We start from the raw sequence: 16,216 nt of genomic DNA on the forward strand, positions 1-16,216 counted from the left end.
ATGCGATTCGGCATCACCTTCTTCCCGGCAGTCGGCCCCGGCGACCTGCCCGCGCACCGTTACTTCGAGGACGCGCTCGACCTCGCGGTCTACGCCGACGAGCGCGGCTTCCACCACGTCAAGACCGTCGAGCACTACTTCTTCCCGTACGGCGGGTACAGCCCCGACCCGGTGCCGTTCCTGTCCGCCGTCGCCGCCCGCACCCGCGACATCCGGATCGCCACCGGCGCGGTGATCCCGGCCTTCGCGCACCCGATCCAGCTGGCGGGCAAGCTCGCCGTGCTCGACAACCTGAGCAGGGGCAGGCTCGACGTCGGTTTCGGCCGCGGCTTCCTGCCGGACGAGTTCGCGGCCTTCGGAATCGGCCTCGACGAGAGCCGGGCCCGCTTCGACGAGGGGGTGCACCTGGTGCAGCGGCTCTGGACCGAGGAGGACGTGGTCGCCGACGGCCCGTTCCACCGCTTCGGCCCGGTCACCCTGCTGCCGAGGCCCTTCCGGCCGGAGGGGCCGGACATCTTCGTCGCCACCGCCACCAGCCCGGCCTCGGCCGAGGCGGCCGGGCGGCTGGGCCGGGGTCTGCAGGCGGTGCCCGCCATCGCCGGACGCGCCGGCTTCAGCGAGATCCTGGCCGCCTACCGCCGCGGCTGGGCCGATGGCGGCCGCACCCCCGGCACCGAGCAGGTGCAGATCAGCCTGGCCGCCTTCATCGCCGACGACCGCGACCGGGCCCTCGAGCTCGGCCGCCACGACGAGCAGCTCTACTCGGACAAGATCGCCGAGGCCACCGGCGCCTGGGCGCGCAACACCAGCACCGACTACCCCGGCTACGAGAACCTGGCGAACGTGGGCGCGCTGCTGCACTTCGACACCCGGCTCGGCGAGGACCACATCCTGGCAGGCACCGCCGACGACGTGCGCGCCCAGCTCACCCGGCTCGGCGAGCGCTACGGCACCGACGTCACCGTCAGCCTGACCATCCACTCCGGCAACCTGCCCATCGACGTCGCGCGCCGCACCCTGGACGCCGTCGCGGACAAGATCGCGCCGGAATTCGCCTGAACTCCCTGTACCGCGTCCATCGACGAGGAAGCACACCGTATGAAGCCACGCATCGGCACCGTCGCCCTGCTCACCGCCGCACTCACCGCGTTCCCCGCGCTCGCGCACGCCGCCCCCGCCGACCCGGGCACGGTCGGCTACACCGCGACCACCACCCCCGAGCACGTCGTGATCGAGACCGACGGCGGCGCGCTGCGCGCCGCCGACGGCACCTTCACCATCACCGCCGCCGACGGCACGGTGCTGGCAGGCACCGAGCTGTCCTTCCGGGTGGACGACTTCGTCTTCCCGATCGGCGCCGAGATCGCCGGGCACCGGGCCGTGCTCACCCCGCTCTTCGACGCCGCGCACGCCGCCTACCGCCCGGTCGCCCCCCCGTACGAGGACAAGGCGCCGTGGAAGAACGAGTACGACCGGGAGCTCGCCGCCTGGAACCGGCTGACCAGCACCATCGGTACAGGCGCCACCGTCGGCACGCTCGTCGGCGGGCTCACCGGCGGCGCCGTCGGCTGCGTGCTCGGCGGGGTCGCGGGCGCGACCGTGGCCTCGGCCGCCATCGTCGGGCTCTTCGGCGCCTTCGGCCCGGCCGCGGTCGTCGGCTGCGTCGGCGGGATCGTCGCCATCGGGGCGCTCGGCACCCTGGTGGGTCAGCTGCTGGTCACCGCGCCGGTGGCGGTGCTCGCCGCCGTGCGGTACTTCACCACGATCAATACGCCGTTCCCGGCCGCGCCGAAGTAGCCGAACGCGGTGTTCGAGCCGGTCGGGCCCGTCGGCCCGGCCGGCTTCGCGGCGTTCATGCGGCCGCGAGCACCAGCGGCATGACCCGCCGCACCTGCTCCCGCAGCGCCTCCAGCGCCTCCGCCCGCCCGCTCAGATAGCCGAGCAGCGCCTGCTGGAACAGCCCGTCCAGCATCCCGTACGCGGTGTTCGGCGACATCGCGGGCGCGACCCCGGAGAGCGCGGAGTACCGGGTGACGACGTGCCAGATCATCTCCTCCAGCAGCCGGTCGATCTGCCCGACCGCCTCGCGCAGGCTCTCCTCGAACATGCTCTGCGAGCGCAGGTCGTACCAGAGCCGGTGCATGGGTGCCTCGTCCACGATGGTCTCGGCGAGCTTGTCGGCGAAGGCGGCGACCAGCCCGTCGGGCGTGGTCGCGTCGGCGATCACGCCGTCGTAGCGGGTGACGCAGGTCTGCTTGTACTGCAGGACGCAGTAGACGATGAGCTGCAGCTTGTCGTGGAAGTAGTAGTGCACCACGCCGTGCGAGAACTCCGAGTTGTTCGCGATCTCGCGCAGCGACGACCGGGCATAGCCGAGCTCGCCGAGCGTGCGCAGCGCGGAGTCCGCGAGCGCGCGGCGGCGCAGGTCGTGCTTGTCGATCGGGTTGGCGCGCGGCATGGCGAGAGTTTAACCGACTTTCTTGACGATCGACCAGCAGAATCTTGACGTCTGTCCGAGAAAGTCTTGACAACTGTCATGAAAAGGTGGAACCGTGTGACCCGCATCACCCCGATCAAGGAGCGCAGATGACCCACATGGACCTGACCGGCCGTTCCGCCCTCGTCACCGGCGGCGCGCAAGGACTCGGCGAGGGGATGGCGCACGCGCTGGCCCAGGCCGGGGCGCGCGTCGTGATCGCCGACATCCAGGACGATCGCGGCGCGAAACTCGCCGAAACCCTCGGCACCGGCCACGGTTTCGTGCATCTGGACGTCACCGACGACGCCTCCTGGGAGGCGGCCGCGGCGGCCGCGGTCGAGCAGCTCGGCGGGCTGGACATCCTGGTCAACAATGCCGGGGTCGAGGTCAGCAGCCTGCTCGCCGATCTGGATCCGGACGGCGTGCGGACGATGCTCGAGGTCAACGTCCTCGGCACCGCGCTCGGCATCAAGCACGCCTTCCGCACCATGCGCCCCGGCGGCGCGGCGGGCAACGGCGGTTCGGTCATCAATATCGCCTCGGTGGCGGCGACCATCGCCTTCCCGGCGATCGCGGTCTACTCCGCGACCAAGTCCGCGGTGGACCGGCTCACCCGGGTCGCGGCCATGGAGAGCGGCAAGCTCGGCTACGGGGTCCGGGTGAACTGTCTGTACCCGGGGCTGGTGCCCAACGAGATGGGCGCCGGGCTGGCGAACGACGTGGCGCGGCTCGGGCTGTTCGGCTCGCCGGAGGAGGCGGTCGGCGCGGTCGTCGAGCTGACCCCGTCCGGGCGGCTGGCCGCCACCGAGGACATCGCGAACGCGGTGGTCTTCCTCGCCTCCGACTCCGCCGCCTTCGTCAACGGCGCCGGCCTGCCGGTCGACGGCGGCATGGGTATGTGACCCCCCCGACCAGGAAGAGAGACCATCATGACCAGCACCAAGCCCGTCGTCGTCTACGGCGCCTCCGGCTACACCGGCCGCCTCGTCTGTGAGTACCTGCGCGAGTACGGGATTCCGTTCCTCGCCGCGGGCCGGGACAGCGGCAAGCTGAAAAGCTCGCTCGACACCAATGTGGCGGGCATCGAGACCGCCGACTACGAGATCGCCGAGGTGAACCACGACGTCGCCGCGCTGACCGAGCTCTTCCGCGGCGCCTCGGTGGTGTGCAACACCGTCGGCCCGTTCAGCTCCTTCGGCCCCGAGGTGGTGGAGGCATGCCTGGCCGCGGGCACGCACTACCTGGACACCACCGGCGAGCAGGACTGGCTGATCACCTGCGACGAGAAGTACGGCGCCGATTTCGCCGCCGCCGGGCTGCTGCTCGCCCCCGGGCTGGCGCACATGTACACCACCGGTGAGATCGCGGCCGAATTGTGTTTGGAGAAGCCCGGTCTCGACTCGCTCGACATCGCGGTGTTCTGGGGCGGCTCCCCGACCATCGCCTCCACCCGCACCATTCTGGTGAACGCCGCCACCTCGCGGGCGCATTATCTGCAACAGAACAGCTACGTGGAGTTCGACCCGAACCAGGGGCTGGTGCCGCTGGTCGTGCCCGGGCAGCACGAGCTGGCCATGTCGCTGCCGTGGGGCGGCACCTCGCACCCGGTCTGGTACAAACACGATCCGCGGGTGGCGAACTGCAAGGCGCAGGGCGGCGTCTTCAACGCGGCGCTGATGCACGGCGTGCCGCAGATCGTCGCGCAGGCGCTGGAGGCGACGAAGGACATGGACCCCGAGGCGAGGGACGAGGTGCTGACCGCGACCGCCGCCCAGGTGATGAACGTGATGCCGCCGCGGGAGAATCCGCGGCTGAACAAGTCGCTGGACTCGGTGTACGCATCCGGGCCGCTCGGCCGCGCGCACTGCGTCATCCACGGCAACCAGAACTACAAGCAGACCGGGCTGCTGCAGGCGTTCGCCGCCTCCTACCTGCTGCAGCAGCCGCCGAAGCGGACCGGTTTCGCCTCCGGCTGCAAGGCGTTCGGGCACCGCGAGCTGCTCGGCCAGCTGCGCGCCTTCGGCCTGGTGGCCGAGCCGGCGCTGACCTACCAGGCGAACTGATGCGGCTCGTCGACTTCCTGGACAAGGGGGCGTCGCTCGACCCGGGCGCCCCCTGCCTGGTCTGCGACGGCACCACCGCGACCTACGCCGAGGTGCTCGACCTCAGCGCCCGGGTCGCGGCGGCGCTGGTAGCACGCGGGGTCGCCCCCGGCGACAAGGTCGCCATCCTCTCCGCCAACGACCCGACCGCGTTCACCTGCGTCTTCGGCATCAGCCGGGCCGGGGCGGTGTGGTGCCCGATCAACCCGCGCAACGCCGCAGCGGAGAACCGGGACTTCCTCGCGCTCACCGACTGCTCGGTGCTGATCTTCCAGGGCTCCTTCGCCCCGCTGGTCGCCGAGATCCGGTCGGCGTTGCCCGCCCTGCACACCCTGGTGTGCCTGGACGACACCGTGCCGGACACCCTCGGCTGGGATGAATTCCTGGGCGCGGCAGGTGAATCGGTCGACCGGCACGCCCCCGACGACATCGCCATGATCGCGGGCACCGGCGGCACCACCGGAAAGCCGAAGGGGGTGTTGCTCACCGGCGCCAACCTGGAGGCCATGACCGCGGTCACGCTCATGAGCTACCCCTGGCCGGTGGACGGCGCCCGGCCCCGCTACCTGGCGCTGGCCCCGCTCACGCACGCCGCCGGGGTGCTCTGCTTCCCGGTGCTCTGCCACGGCGGCTCGATCGTGGTCATGCGCGCGCCGGACGTCACCGGGTTCCTCGACCACATCGAGCGGCACCGGATCACGCACACCTTCCTGCCACCGACCCTCATCTACCTGGTCCTCGACCATCCCTCGCTGGTGCGAAGGGACCTCTCCTCGCTGCAGTGCTTCTGGTACGGCGCCGCGCCGATGTCGACCGCGCGGCTGGAGGAGGCGCTGCGCCGGATCGGCCCGGTCATGGCCCAGCTCTTCGGCCAGACCGAGGCGCCCATGATGGTCTCCACCATGGCCCCGCACGACCACTTCGACGGCAGCGGCTCCATCGCCCGGGCCAGGCTCTCCTCGGCCGGACGCCCGTCCCCGCTGGTCACCGTCGCCATCATGGGCGAGGGCGGCCGCCTGCTCCCGCGCGGCGAACGCGGCGAGATCGTGGTCCGCGGCTCGCTCGTCATGCGCGGCTACTACAAGAACCCCGAGGCCACCGCCGAGGCGTCGGCGCACGGCTGGCACCACACCGGCGACATCGGCTACCTGGACGCCGACGGCTTCCTCTACATCGTCGACCGGGCCAAGGACATGGTCATCACCGGCGGCTTCAACGTCTACTCCACCGAGGTGGAGCAGGCCCTCATGGCGCACCCGGCGGTCGCCGACTGCGCGGTGGTCGGGCTGCCGGACGACAAGTGGGGGGAGCGGGTCACCGCCGTGCTCACCATCCGGCCGGGCAGCACCGTCTCCGCCGCCGAGCTGACGGCGTTCGTCAAGGAGCGGATCGGCAGTGTGAAGGCGCCCAAGCAGCTGGAGGTGTGGGCGGACCTGCCGCGCTCCAAGATCGGGAAGGTGTTGAAGACCGAGATCAAGCAGCAACTGCTGGAGTCCGGCGCCGGTTAGCGCGGGACGACGCCGCCGATCGGGCTGCCGCCGACGCAGACGGTCGTGCCGGGGGTGGTCGAGCGGGCCTCCAGCCGGTCGCCGCCGCCCGGCACCCGCGCGTACACCGTTCCCGGACCCTCGGCCACCGGAACCTCGACGAAATCGTCTCCGGGAAAGCGGATTTCGATCTCGCCCCGGCCCGAGGCGAAGTAGTTGAGCTGGACCGTCCACTCGGCGGGGATGAGCGGGCCGTCGGCGGGGAGCGGGGTGACGGCGCGGTCGGTGAGCAGGGTGCCGCAGCCGGGGATCGGGCCGGGCAGCGCGTAGCGGACGGCGAACAGGTCGGCCGGGATGAGGTGGCCGGAGTCGTCGAGGATCTTCGGTTCGGTTGTGGTGGAGCCGATCTCGACGCGGTCGGGGAGAGCGGCGAAGACGTGGCCGGTCATGTTGTGCGGGTGGGCGACCGGGAGCAGGATCCACACCGAGACGGCCTGGTCGAGCAGGGGGACCGAGGGGCGGGCGGTGAGCGCGGCCTCGGCGTTCGTGAGGTAGGCGCGGGTGGGGTTGTCGGTCCAGGCGCGGGTGAAGGTGGCGGTGGACCAGAGGGAACCGGCGATGAAGAGCGCGGCGGCCAGGGTGGGCAGTACGCGATGTCGCGCGGTCGCGACGGCCCCGTGGCCGCGCTGTGTGCTCGCGTCGGTGGCCGATGCGGCGCGGGTGGCCGATCCGGCGCGGGTGGCTGGTTCGGCGCGGGTGGCTGGTTCGGCGTGGGTGGCTGGTGCGTGGGTGGCTGGTGCGGCGTGGGTGGAGCGGGCGCGCGATGCGGTGGGGTCGGGTGCCGCCGCCCGGCGCGGCGCGGCCAGCACCAGGGCCGCGGCGATGGCGATCACGACGGCGGAATCGGTGTGGTACCGGAGCGTCCGGGCGAGCTCGTAGGCCGTCTCGTCCCCGGACCGCGTGACGATCATGGCCACGGTCGACACCGCGACGTACCCGCCCGCCGCCACCCACACCCCGCCCGTCCGGTACCGCGTCCGCACCGACCACACCAGTGCCGCCACCACCGCCACCCACGCGAGGACGACCAGCGCGAGCGGCGGATCGGCCCACGGTGGGCTCGGGTTCCACCGTTCCCACCTCCACGGCCCGCCGAGCAACGTCGGCAGCACACCCCACGACACCCCGTGGTTCGCCAGCTCCACCACCATGTCCGCGCGCGGCACGGCGAACCGATCGCGCACGAGCACCACGTACGCGATCGCCCACACCGCGAGCACGACCGCCGACCCCTGCCACAGCAGCGCACCCCGGCGCAGCGCGGCACGCCAGGCGCCCTCGGCGCGAACTGCCGGTCCGCCGACCCCTTCGGAACGAAGTACCAGCACCACCGTCACCAGCGCCACGAACGGCACCAGCACCGCCTTCTCGAAGAACAGCAACCCCAGCACGGTCACCGCGACCCCGGACACCGCGTACCGCCGCTCCCCGGTGCGCACCAACCGCACGGCGTCCCCCGCCACCCAGGCCAGCGCCGCCTGCATCGGCAGCGAGTTCAACCCGGCCGCCCACCAGGCGAAAGCGGGCAGCGTCAGCGGCGTGAACAGGTAGAAGACCAGCGGCCCGAGCAGCGCCCACCGCGGCAGCAGCAACCACAGCACGCGCAGCACCGCCAGCGCGGCGACGACCTGCCCGACCACCAGCGACACCGCCGCTGGCCCCCACCGCAGCGGCGCGAGATCGGTCAGCAGGTGCGCGACGGCGAAGGCGCCCGGCATGAGGTGCCCGTCGTGGTCGTACCCGATGAACTCCGCGGAGAGCAGCGGATACGTCCCGGACCGCCCGATCAGGATCAGATCGTCCCAGTAGAAGTACCCCCGCCCGACCACCGCCGCCCGCACCACGAGCTGCACGGCGACCAGCAGCAACGCCACCACCAGCACCGGCGGCAGCCGGCGGCGGCCCCGCTCGGCGGCGCCGGTACCCGTCGCCGTATCGGCGACGATCACAGCCATGGAGCGGGACCTGACGCGGGCGGCAGCACGGCTCCGATCGTGGCACGGCCGCACCCCCGCACCCGATCCGCCCCCGGATGATCGTCCGGAACGGTGACTAGGCTGGGCCGGGTGACTGCCGCGCTGATCCGGGTGACCGGAGACCTCGACTCGGTGACCACCGTCGGCCCCGAGGCCGACCCGGCCGACGCCGGTCTGACCCGCGCCGACATCGACGCCGTCTGGGAGTCGGTCCGCGACTGGTACCGCCTCGGCACCACCCCCGCCATCCAGCTCTGCCTGCGCCGCAACGGCCACGTCGTGCTGAACCGCGGCATCGGCCACGGCTGGGGCAACGCCCCGCGGGACGCCCCCGACACCGAGCGGGTGCTGCTCACCACCGGCACCCCGTTCTGCGGTTTCTCCACCGCCAAGGGCGTCGCCGCCGCCGTCACCGCCATGCTCATGGAGCAGGGCGCCTTCGCCGCCGACGACCCGGTGGCCGACTACCTGCCCGGCTTCGCCGCCAACGGCAAGGGCGCCATCACCATCGGCGACGTGCTGAACCACTCCGCCGGAATCCCGTTCATCACCCCGCCCTACCGCGGCTCCGAGCTGGTGCTGGACGAGGAGCTCGCACTGCGCGCGCTGGCCGACCTGAAACCGGCGTGGCCGCGCCGCCGCTTCCGCGTCTACCACGCGCTCACCAGCGGGTTGATCCAGCGCGCCGTGGTGCGCGCCGCCACCGGCACGCGCATCCGCGACCATCTGGCGGAGCGGGTGCTGATCCCGCTCGGCTTCCGCTGGACGAACTTCGGCGTGCCGGAGGAGCAGGTCGACGCCGTGGTGCCGAGTGTGAAGACCGGCCCGCGCCCGTCGAAGGCATCGGCCTACCTGGCGCGCCGAGCGCTCGGCGGGGGAATGAGCGGTGCCGTCTCCGCGGCTGCGGTGCGCGGCTTCCTCACCGCGGAATTGCCGTCGGGCAACCTGGTGACCACGGCGGAGGAACTCTCGCGCTTCTACGAGATCCTCACGCGCGGAGGCGAACTCGACGGCGTGCGGATCATGGAGCCGGATACCGTGCGGGCGGCGGTAGCACCCGCACCGTGGCTGCCGGGCGCGGCGGGCCGGGTGAGCCGGGCCGGTTTCGAGCTGGGGGCGCGCCGTTCCAAGTTCGGCAGGCACACCGAGGCGCACTTCGGGCGCAGCGGGCTCACCACCCAGTACGGCTGGGGCGACCCCGCCCGCGGACTGTCCGGTGCGGTCCTGACCAATGGCAAGGCCACGACCGACACGGACCGTCCGTGGCGGCTGGTCGCGCAGGTCTCCGCGCGCTTCGCCCCGCTCCCCGCCGGGGAGCGGATCTTCGACCTCTGACGGTCAGAGGCAGATATTGACGCTGACCGGCGGCGGAACCGGGATGTTGATGCAGACGGAGACCGAGCCGGCGACCGGCTCGGCCCGCGGTGCGTCCGCGAGCGCGGCCGGTGCGGCGAGCGCCCCGGCGGCCAGTGCGATCGCGGTGACGGCGGATGCCCTGGTGAGGGTTCTGAGCATGATCGTTCCTCGCTGATGGTGGGACGGTTGACCCGTCCGATCATGCGCCGCCGCCGCGCGACGGGGCAAGGGGGTTCCGGGCGCGGGCCAGCCTGCAGTCCGCTTCGCGCCGCTGGTCACGCACCACGTTCGGAGAGTCCGGACGCAGGTCGGAGGGGCGGCCGCGGTGGTCACGCGCCGAAATCGGGAAGGTTCGGGGGAACTACCGTTCGCGATACGGCTGTCCGAGGTGATCGGTCACCGGCATGCGCGAGCGACGGGCGAGTGCGAAGAGACTACGAGCCATGGGGGATCACCTCGAATCGGAATCGGCGCGCCGAGCACGCACAGCGGAGGAACTGCAGGAGCGGGGAGTGGAAAACCGGTGCCGCACCCTCGGGCGGCGCGTGACGGGGTCGAGGCGCTCACCCGAGGGCGGCGGCGACCGCCTTCCCGGTATTCGTGATCATGGGTACAAGGGTGACACGGGATCGCGGGGCGGCGCAATCCATTTCCGCGCGGTCTATCCGGAGCCGGGCACGCCGAGGTTGCGGATCCAGTTGTCGTCGTCGAACACGATCGCCTCGGTCAGCGCCTCGATATTGTCGTCGGCGTCGAGCGGGGCGAAGAGTTCGGGTTCGTTCGGGTCTTCGAAGGGGTTCGTCATACCGGCTGGAATCCCGCACCCGCCTGTGCGCAAACGCGATTCCGCGCCGGATCCGAGTCAGCCCCCTTGATCGTCCACAGCAGCTCTCGGCCGAGCCCGCACCCGCGCCGCTCCGGCAGCGCATCCGCAGCTACCTTGATGGCAGGTCCGCACCGAGCCGCGCCTGGGCGATCTGGGGGATCGGGGTCGCGGCCTACGTCGTCGCCGTCCTGCAGCGCACCTCCTTCGGCGTCTCCGGGCTGACCGCCGCCGAGCGCTTCCACGTGGGCCCCGCCGCGCTCTCCGGCTTCGTCGTGCTGCAGGTGATCGTGTACGCGGGCATGCAGATCCCGGCCGGGCTGCTGCTCGACCGGGTCGGCTCGCGCGTGATGATCGCCGTGGGGGCCGTGCTCATGGCGGCCGGGCAGGGGCTGCTCGCGCTCACCGACCTGCTCCCGCTCGCGGTTGCCGGGCGGGTGCTGGTCGGCATGGGCGACGCCTGCACCTTCATCTCCGTGCTCCGGCTCGTGCCGCGCTGGTTCCCGGCCCGCCGGGTGCCCGCTGATCTCCCAGCTCACCGGCATGCTCGGCCAGCTCGGTGCTCTCCGCCATCCCGTTCCTGGCCGTGCTGAACGCGGCGGGCTGGACCACCGCCTACCTCTCCGCCGCCGCCGTCGGAGTGCTGCTCGCGATGCTGGCGCTCGCCGCCATCCGCGACGCCCCGCCCGGCACCACCCCCGTCGCCGCGGCACCCCCGCGCACGACCAGGATTCGCGAGGTCTGGGCGCACCCGGGCACCCGGCTCGGCTTCTTCACCCACATGGGCACCCAGTTCTCCATCACCACCTTCGCGCTCAGGTGGGGCGTGCCGTACCTGGTGACCGCGCAGGGACTCTCGCGCGCGACCGCCGGCGTGCTGCTCACCGTCTCGGTGCCGGCCGCGCTCACCGCGGGCCCGATCCTCGGCGTGCTCAGCGCCAGGCACCCGTTCCGCCGCTCACCGCAGCCTCGGCACCGCCCAGGGCATCGTCGATATCGGCGGCTTCCTCGCCACCCTGCTCGTCGTCGAGACCATGGGCATCGTGCTGCAGCACGCGGGCGGGTACGGATTCGACGCCTTCCGGCTCGCCTGGACCGCGCAGTACCCGATCTGGATCGTCGCCGTGACGGGGGTGCTGATCACGCGGCGCAAGATGCGGTCGCGGATGGCGGCGGAGGGGATCGACGTCCCGCCGCGGAGGTAGCGCGCGCCCGGTTGGCGGGGCGAATCCGGGGTAACGCTGCGGCAAGTCGGTCGTCGTGCGGCCGGGCAGTGGGAAAAGGGAGTGGTCTGCGGTGTTCGTCGTACGTGGAAGCCGCGGAGATGCCTCCGACACAGAGCAATTGGTCATCGACTGGCTGCAGGCCGGGGAACTGCCCGGGATCGCCGTCTCCGGCTGCCGGTTGTCCGCGCCCGGCGGGTTCCGGCGCGTGCTCGGCACCGGCCTGGACGCGGATCTGGTGGTTTTCACGCCGCGCGCCTGCCTGGTGATCGACATCGAGATGCCGACCGAGCCGATGACCGGGGACATGCAGTGCCCGGCCGCGGAGCCGTGGCGGATGGCGGGAATCTCCGGCGATCCGATCGAGGTGCGGTTGCGGGACACCAACCCGCTGGATCGGCTCACCGAGACCATCGAGGCGGTGGGAGCTGTTCTCGGCGACGAGGATTCGCCGGTCGAGGTGCTCGGGTTGCTGGTCGTGGTGCCGTTCGCCGGGGTGCCGATCACGATGAACCTCGATCGGGAGGGGTTGCCCGCGGGGACCGATGTATTGCTCGCGGAGGACCCGCATCAGCTGTACGAGCGGTTGGCGGCGGTCGAGCAGGTGCGGTCGGTGGCGTGGACCGCGGAGCGGGTTCGCGGGGCGCTCGATGTGTTGGTGGGGGAGCAGCACGCGCTTTCCGACGAGCAGCTCGTCGCGATGGGGTTTCCCGGGGCGGGTGGTGCGCAGATCGCTGGAACCGGTGCCGCAGCCACAGCGCCGTCGGCGGCGGTACCCCCGCCGGCAACGGCCGCAGTGCCGCCGCCGGCAACGGCCGCAGTGCCGCCGACTGCCGGAAGTGTTCCCGTACCGGACTCTTCGACGTCCGCGACGTCCGGACCACCCGTAGCGGTCCCGGTCCCGCCGCTGCCCGGCACCGGCTCCGCGCCGGTCGCTGAATCAGCGCCGGTCGCTGGTTCAGCGCCACCTGCGGCCGAGCCGGCACCGACCACGACCGCCGGAGTCACGCATTCTCCCGGGGTGGGAGCGACCCCGCCCGTGGACCCACCACCCCCTCCCGGCTCCACCCTGCACTCCGTAGCCCGCAAGCGCAGCCCCCTCACCTCCCTCCTGCTGGCAATCCTCGCCCTGGTCGCCTTCGGCACCGCCCTGTGGCTGTTCAGCCGGTGCGCCGCCGCCGATGACGCGGCCCCGGCGCAGAACACCCCGCTCCCGGTCCAGACCGTGGCCGACCGCCCCGACCCGGTCCCCGCGCCCCGGCCCGCCGAGCAGACTCCGATCTGCTACCCGTTCCAGTCGGACTGCTGACCCGTCGCGCCTGCCTACGATGCACGGGTGCACATCACCATCGACCTCCCCTACGACGAGCACCTGCTGCGGCGCACCCTGCGACACCTGCTCCGGCGGTCGGTGCTGATCTACCGCATACTCGGCCTGAGCGTCGCCCTGGTCGGGGCACTGCTCGCACTTGCGGACGGGACGAGGGAACTCGGCATCGTCTACATCGCCGCCGGTTTTCTCGTTGCCGTCCTGAGCGGCCCACTGCTGCTGCGGTGGGTGATCCGCCGCCAATCCCCGGCGCTGACCGCCGCGGTGCGAATGACCTTCACCGACGAACATTTCTCGGCATCCGGCCCGCTCTTCGAAGCCCGTTACCACTGGGCCATATTCAGCTCCATCACAGACACACCGGAAGCCTGGCTGTTGATGGTCGGCAAGTTCCAGGCGATCACCGTGCCCAAAGCCGCCATGACCGCCGACCAGCGGCAGACCTTCGCCGCCTTCCTCGCCCGCCGCCCCGGCGGGCACCCGGCCGCCCTGGCCGAGCCGGCCTGATGCCCGCCGTCGACGTGATCCGGGTAGTGGGCGGCAGCGTCGCGGCACTGCTGGCCATGTGGCGACTGCACGATCTCGGCCCCGCGCTCGCGGCCGCCTGGAATGCCGGGGTGGTGCTGACCGGAGTGTCGGCGGGCTCGATCTGCTGGCACGTCGGCGGCACCACCGACTCGTTCGGCCCCGACTTTCGCCCGATCACCGACGGCCTCGCGCTGCTGCCGTATGCCAACGGCGTGCACACCGATTCGGAGCCCGAGCGCCGCCCGCTCTTCCAGCGCCTCATCGACGCCCGGGTACTGCCGCCCGGGTACGCCACGGACGACGGAGTCGGCCTGCTCTACCGCGGCACGACCTTCGCCGGCGCGCTCGCCGAGAACAGCTCCGGCGGCGCCTATTTCGTGGAGCCGGGAGCCGAGCACCGTCTCGACGTCACCCGCCTGTGACAGGTGCGCAACCCGGCGCCGCCCTGTGCTCGGCCGCATACCGTTCCCCGGCCACCTTCCGGCCGGGATCGCCCGCGGAACCGCGTCCGGCTCCAGCCGGTCGCCGGCCCTGCTACCCGTTCCAGCCGGGGTGCTGAGCAGCTTGTCGACTGTGTCACCCGCCTGAGCGGGCGGACCGAGGATCGGTCCGCTCAGTCGTGCCGTACGAGGTGGCGACGCGGCAGCGAAGCAGCTGCGGCTGCTCGCCGTGGTCGATGTTCGGGCGGTGGGCCGACCGGCGAGACCGGGGCGGCGTACGGGCGGGTGGACTGCCCGAGCCGGGGGCTCAGCGGCGCAACTCGAAGATGCGGAAGCGCCGCCCCGCCGCCATCTTCTCCTCGACCCGGTATCCGGGCCAGAACTTCAGCGCCGCCGCCCACGCCTTCTCCCGCTCGGCACCCGCCAACTCCAGAACGGTCACCGTGAAGACCTCGTCGTGCAACCGCACCCGCGCGGTGTCGGCCGCCCGCAGATTCGCCGACCACACCGGATGCTTCGCATTCCCCCAGTTCGACCCGATGATCAGGAAATCGGCCCCGTACGGCACGTACAGCAGCGAGGTCTCCCGCGGCTCCCCGGTCTTGCGACCGGCCACGGTGAGCCGCAGCGTCGGCAGCCCGGCGAGGTCGAGCACGCCGAGCCGATTCCCGCTCGCCCCGCGCAGGAAGCGCTCGGTGGTGAGCACCAGCGGCGCGGTGCGCATCACCCACGGCTGTCGGCCGAGCCAGCGGGCCAGGGGCGGGAGCGGATTGCGGGACACATTCCGGTTTTCCCACCGGGGGCGGCGCGAAACGACGCGCCCGTAGAGTCGGTGCGAACGGAAGGAGTGGGCGGATGAGCCGGGTTCTGGTCGTCGGCGCCGGCGTCGGCGGGCTGGCGGCGGCGCTGCGGCTGCGGGCGCTCGGGCACGAGGTGACCGTGCTGGAGCAGTCGGCGGAGATCGGCGGCAAGCTCGGGGTGCTGGAGCTGGACGGGTTCCGCTTCGACACCGGGCCCTCGCTGCTGACCCTGCCGCACGTGCTGGAGGAGACCTTCGCCGCGGCGGGCAGCTCGGTGCACGACGTGCTCGAGCTGCGGAAACTGCCGGTCGCGGCCCGCTACCGCTTCCCGGACGGCACCGAGCTGGACATGCCGGGCGAGCTCGCCGAGATCCCGGCCGCGCTGGACGCCGCGCTCGGCCCCGGTCGCGGCGCGCAGTGGTCGGCACTGCTCGGCCGCGCCGAGAAGATCTGGGACGTCACGCACGAGCCGTTCCTGGAGTCGCCGATGGGGCTGCGCACCATGATCGGCGGCATCGCCACCCCGGACCAGGTGCGCACGGTGGCCCCCTGGCAGACGCTGCGCGGCCTCGGCCGCCGCTACCTGGACGACCCGCGGCTGCGCTTCCTGCTCGACCGCTACGCCACCTACACCGGCTCCGACCCGCGCCGCGCGCCCGCCGCGCTCGCCTCGGTGCCGTGGAGCGAGCAGGCCTTCGGCTCCTGGTACGTCGGCGGGGGGTTGGGCCGGATCGCCACGGCGCTGCGGGACCGCCTCGTCGAACTCGGCGGCGTGCTGGAGACCGAGGCCGAGGTCACCGAGCTGGTCACCGACCCGAGCGGCCGGGTCACCGGCGCCGTGCTCGCCGACGGCACCGGCCGCGCGGCCGACCTGGTGGTCGCCAATGCCGATGCCGCGCAGGTGTACGGAAAGTTGGTGCACACCCGGCAAGCCCGGCGCGCGAGAGCCCGGCTGCGCCGCGCGATCCCGTCGCTCTCCGGCTTCGCGCTGCTGCTCGCGCTGGACGACCCGCCACCGCTGCCGCACCACTGCGTGCTCTTCGCCGAGGACTACGACGACGAATTCGACTCGGTCTTCGGCAGGAACGGCCCGCTGCGCCCGGTCCGCAGCCCCACCGTCTACATCAGCGCCCCCGACGACCCGGAAATAGTGCCGGGGCCGGGCACCGGCGCCTGGTTCGTGCTCGTGAACGCGCCCAGGCACGCCCCGGAGCACGACATGGACTGGGACACAACGGGACTCGCCGACCGCTACGCCGACCGGATCCTCGACCTCATGGCCGAGCGCGGCGTCGACGTGCGCGGGAGGATCCTGCACCGGGCGATCATCCACCCGGCCGAGCTGGAGCGGCGCACCGCGACCCCGGGCGGCTGCATCTACGGCTCCTCCTCCAACGGCCCGCGCGCGGCCTTCCTGCGCCCGGCCAACACCGCGCCGGTGCCCGGGTTGTACCTGGTCGGCGGCTCGGCGCACCCCGGCGGCGGGCTCCCGCTGGTGCTGCTCTCCGCGCGGATCGTCGCCGGGCTGGTCGGCCCGGCGCGGGCGGGCGACAGCGGATAGGGTTTCGATGTCGCCCCGAGTGGGCATCGCGGCGGCGAGTACAGGGAGCGT

Annotated in this window: 15 protein-coding genes and 1 pseudogene; 11 read left to right on the forward strand and 5 right to left on the reverse strand. The window is 72.3% G+C overall.

The genetic code is table 11. The features are described 5' to 3' along the window. The gene (locus ACFUJ1_RS29735; RefSeq protein ID WP_378650632.1) at nt 1–1,059 is read left to right on the forward strand and encodes an LLM class flavin-dependent oxidoreductase; all 1,059 of its coding nucleotides are present in this window, start codon (nt 1–3) and stop codon (nt 1,057–1,059) included. A 39-nt stretch (nt 1,060–1,098) separates the two neighbouring features. Continuing rightward, a complete protein-coding gene (locus tag ACFUJ1_RS29740; RefSeq protein ID WP_378650633.1) occupies nt 1,099–1,797 on the forward strand; it encodes a hypothetical protein in 699 nt (232 codons plus the stop codon). A 55-nt stretch (nt 1,798–1,852) separates the two neighbouring features. On the opposite strand, the gene ACFUJ1_RS29745 is transcribed toward ACFUJ1_RS29740, so the two are convergent. Next, nucleotides 1,853–2,458, reverse strand: coding sequence for a TetR/AcrR family transcriptional regulator (locus ACFUJ1_RS29745; protein ID WP_378650634.1), 606 nt, complete (start codon nt 2,456–2,458; stop codon nt 1,853–1,855). A gap of 128 nt (nt 2,459–2,586) precedes the next feature. Here ACFUJ1_RS29745 and ACFUJ1_RS29750 point away from each other — a divergent pair, with 128 nt between their 5' ends. The 3 genes from ACFUJ1_RS29750 to ACFUJ1_RS29760 are packed head-to-tail and all read left to right on the forward strand — an operon-like array spanning nt 2,587 to nt 6,089. Beyond that, complete coding sequence (locus ACFUJ1_RS29750) at nt 2,587–3,381, forward strand: SDR family NAD(P)-dependent oxidoreductase (protein ID WP_378650635.1); 795 nt, start codon at nt 2,587–2,589, stop codon at nt 3,379–3,381. A gap of 27 nt (nt 3,382–3,408) precedes the next feature. Next, complete coding sequence (locus ACFUJ1_RS29755) at nt 3,409–4,542, forward strand: DUF5938 domain-containing protein (protein WP_378650636.1); 1,134 nt, start codon at nt 3,409–3,411, stop codon at nt 4,540–4,542. Next, complete coding sequence (locus tag ACFUJ1_RS29760; RefSeq protein ID WP_378650637.1) at nt 4,542–6,089, forward strand: long-chain fatty acid--CoA ligase; 1,548 nt, start codon at nt 4,542–4,544, stop codon at nt 6,087–6,089. Before ACFUJ1_RS29755 ends, ACFUJ1_RS29760 begins: the two co-directional genes overlap by 1 nt. On the opposite strand, the gene ACFUJ1_RS29765 is transcribed toward ACFUJ1_RS29760, so the two are convergent. Further along, nucleotides 6,086–8,083 (reverse strand): hypothetical protein, encoded by a 1,998-nt coding sequence (locus ACFUJ1_RS29765; RefSeq protein WP_378650638.1) that lies wholly within the window; start codon nt 8,081–8,083, stop codon nt 6,086–6,088. The genes ACFUJ1_RS29760 and ACFUJ1_RS29765 overlap by 4 nt on opposite strands. A 111-nt stretch (nt 8,084–8,194) precedes the next feature. On the opposite strand from ACFUJ1_RS29765, the gene ACFUJ1_RS29770 reads away from it, so the two are divergent. Next, on the forward strand, nt 8,195–9,439 hold the full coding sequence (locus tag ACFUJ1_RS29770; protein ID WP_378650639.1) for a serine hydrolase: 1,245 nt from the start codon (nt 8,195–8,197) through the stop codon (nt 9,437–9,439). 3 nt (nt 9,440–9,442) lie between these two features. On the opposite strand, the gene ACFUJ1_RS29775 is transcribed toward ACFUJ1_RS29770, so the two are convergent. Both ACFUJ1_RS29775 and ACFUJ1_RS29780 read right to left on the reverse strand, forming a co-directional pair. Beyond that, nucleotides 9,443–9,619, reverse strand: coding sequence for a hypothetical protein (locus ACFUJ1_RS29775; RefSeq protein ID WP_378650640.1), 177 nt, complete (start codon nt 9,617–9,619; stop codon nt 9,443–9,445). A 502-nt stretch (nt 9,620–10,121) separates the two neighbouring features. Further along, on the reverse strand, nt 10,122–10,265 hold the full coding sequence (locus ACFUJ1_RS29780; protein WP_378650689.1) for a hypothetical protein: 144 nt from the start codon (nt 10,263–10,265) through the stop codon (nt 10,122–10,124). 122 nt (nt 10,266–10,387) lie between these two features. Here ACFUJ1_RS29780 and ACFUJ1_RS29785 point away from each other — a divergent pair. The 4 genes and pseudogenes from ACFUJ1_RS29785 (at nt 10,388) to ACFUJ1_RS29800 (ending at nt 13,786) form a co-directional block, all read left to right on the forward strand. Next, nucleotides 10,388–11,488, forward strand: a pseudogene (locus ACFUJ1_RS29785) (nitrate/nitrite transporter). 139 nt (nt 11,489–11,627) lie between these two features. After that, nucleotides 11,628–12,815: a hypothetical protein gene (locus ACFUJ1_RS29790; RefSeq protein WP_378650641.1), complete on the forward strand. Its 1,188-nt coding sequence runs from the start codon at nt 11,628–11,630 to the stop codon at nt 12,813–12,815. Between the two features lie 27 nt (nt 12,816–12,842). Continuing rightward, nucleotides 12,843–13,343, forward strand: coding sequence for a YcxB family protein (locus ACFUJ1_RS29795; protein WP_378650642.1), 501 nt, complete (start codon nt 12,843–12,845; stop codon nt 13,341–13,343). Beyond that, the gene (locus ACFUJ1_RS29800) at nt 13,343–13,786 is read left to right on the forward strand and encodes a Type 1 glutamine amidotransferase-like domain-containing protein (RefSeq protein WP_378650643.1); all 444 of its coding nucleotides are present in this window, start codon (nt 13,343–13,345) and stop codon (nt 13,784–13,786) included. The genes ACFUJ1_RS29795 and ACFUJ1_RS29800 overlap by 1 nt, the downstream gene beginning before the upstream one ends. A 325-nt stretch (nt 13,787–14,111) precedes the next feature. Here ACFUJ1_RS29800 and ACFUJ1_RS29805 read toward each other — a convergent pair whose 3' ends face one another. Beyond that, nucleotides 14,112–14,585, reverse strand: a complete 474-nt coding sequence (locus ACFUJ1_RS29805) for a nitroreductase family deazaflavin-dependent oxidoreductase (protein WP_378650644.1) — start codon at nt 14,583–14,585, stop codon at nt 14,112–14,114. Between the two features lie 74 nt (nt 14,586–14,659). Between ACFUJ1_RS29805 and ACFUJ1_RS29810 the strand changes: the two genes are divergently transcribed. After that, the gene (locus ACFUJ1_RS29810) at nt 14,660–16,165 is read left to right on the forward strand and encodes a phytoene desaturase family protein (RefSeq protein ID WP_378650645.1); all 1,506 of its coding nucleotides are present in this window, start codon (nt 14,660–14,662) and stop codon (nt 16,163–16,165) included. Nucleotides 16,166–16,216 lie beyond the last annotated feature (51 nt).

Origin of the sequence: Nocardia sp. NPDC057227 (assembly GCF_042669725.1) — a bacterium.
Lineage (GTDB): Bacteria > Actinomycetota > Actinomycetes > Mycobacteriales > Mycobacteriaceae > Nocardia > Nocardia asteroides_A.

Coding starts and splice junctions, on each gene's coding strand:
- ACFUJ1_RS29750 (WP_378650635.1), top strand. CDS start 2,587: ATGACCCACATGGACCTGACCGGCCGTTCCGCCCTCGTCACCGGCGGC.
- ACFUJ1_RS29775 (WP_378650640.1), bottom strand. CDS start 9,619: ATGCTCAGAACCCTCACCAGGGCATCCGCCGTCACCGCGATCGCACTG.
- ACFUJ1_RS29810 (WP_378650645.1), top strand. CDS start 14,660: ATGAGCCGGGTTCTGGTCGTCGGCGCCGGCGTCGGCGGGCTGGCGGCG.
- ACFUJ1_RS29765 (WP_378650638.1), bottom strand. CDS start 8,083: ATGGCTGTGATCGTCGCCGATACGGCGACGGGTACCGGCGCCGCCGAG.
- ACFUJ1_RS29780 (WP_378650689.1), bottom strand. CDS start 10,265: ATGACGAACCCCTTCGAAGACCCGAACGAACCCGAACTCTTCGCCCCG.
- ACFUJ1_RS29755 (WP_378650636.1), top strand. CDS start 3,409: ATGACCAGCACCAAGCCCGTCGTCGTCTACGGCGCCTCCGGCTACACC.
- ACFUJ1_RS29740 (WP_378650633.1), top strand. CDS start 1,099: ATGAAGCCACGCATCGGCACCGTCGCCCTGCTCACCGCCGCACTCACC.
- ACFUJ1_RS29735 (WP_378650632.1), top strand. CDS start 1: ATGCGATTCGGCATCACCTTCTTCCCGGCAGTCGGCCCCGGCGACCTG.
- ACFUJ1_RS29760 (WP_378650637.1), top strand. CDS start 4,542: ATGCGGCTCGTCGACTTCCTGGACAAGGGGGCGTCGCTCGACCCGGGC.
- ACFUJ1_RS29800 (WP_378650643.1), top strand. CDS start 13,343: ATGCCCGCCGTCGACGTGATCCGGGTAGTGGGCGGCAGCGTCGCGGCA.
- ACFUJ1_RS29745 (WP_378650634.1), bottom strand. CDS start 2,458: ATGCCGCGCGCCAACCCGATCGACAAGCACGACCTGCGCCGCCGCGCG.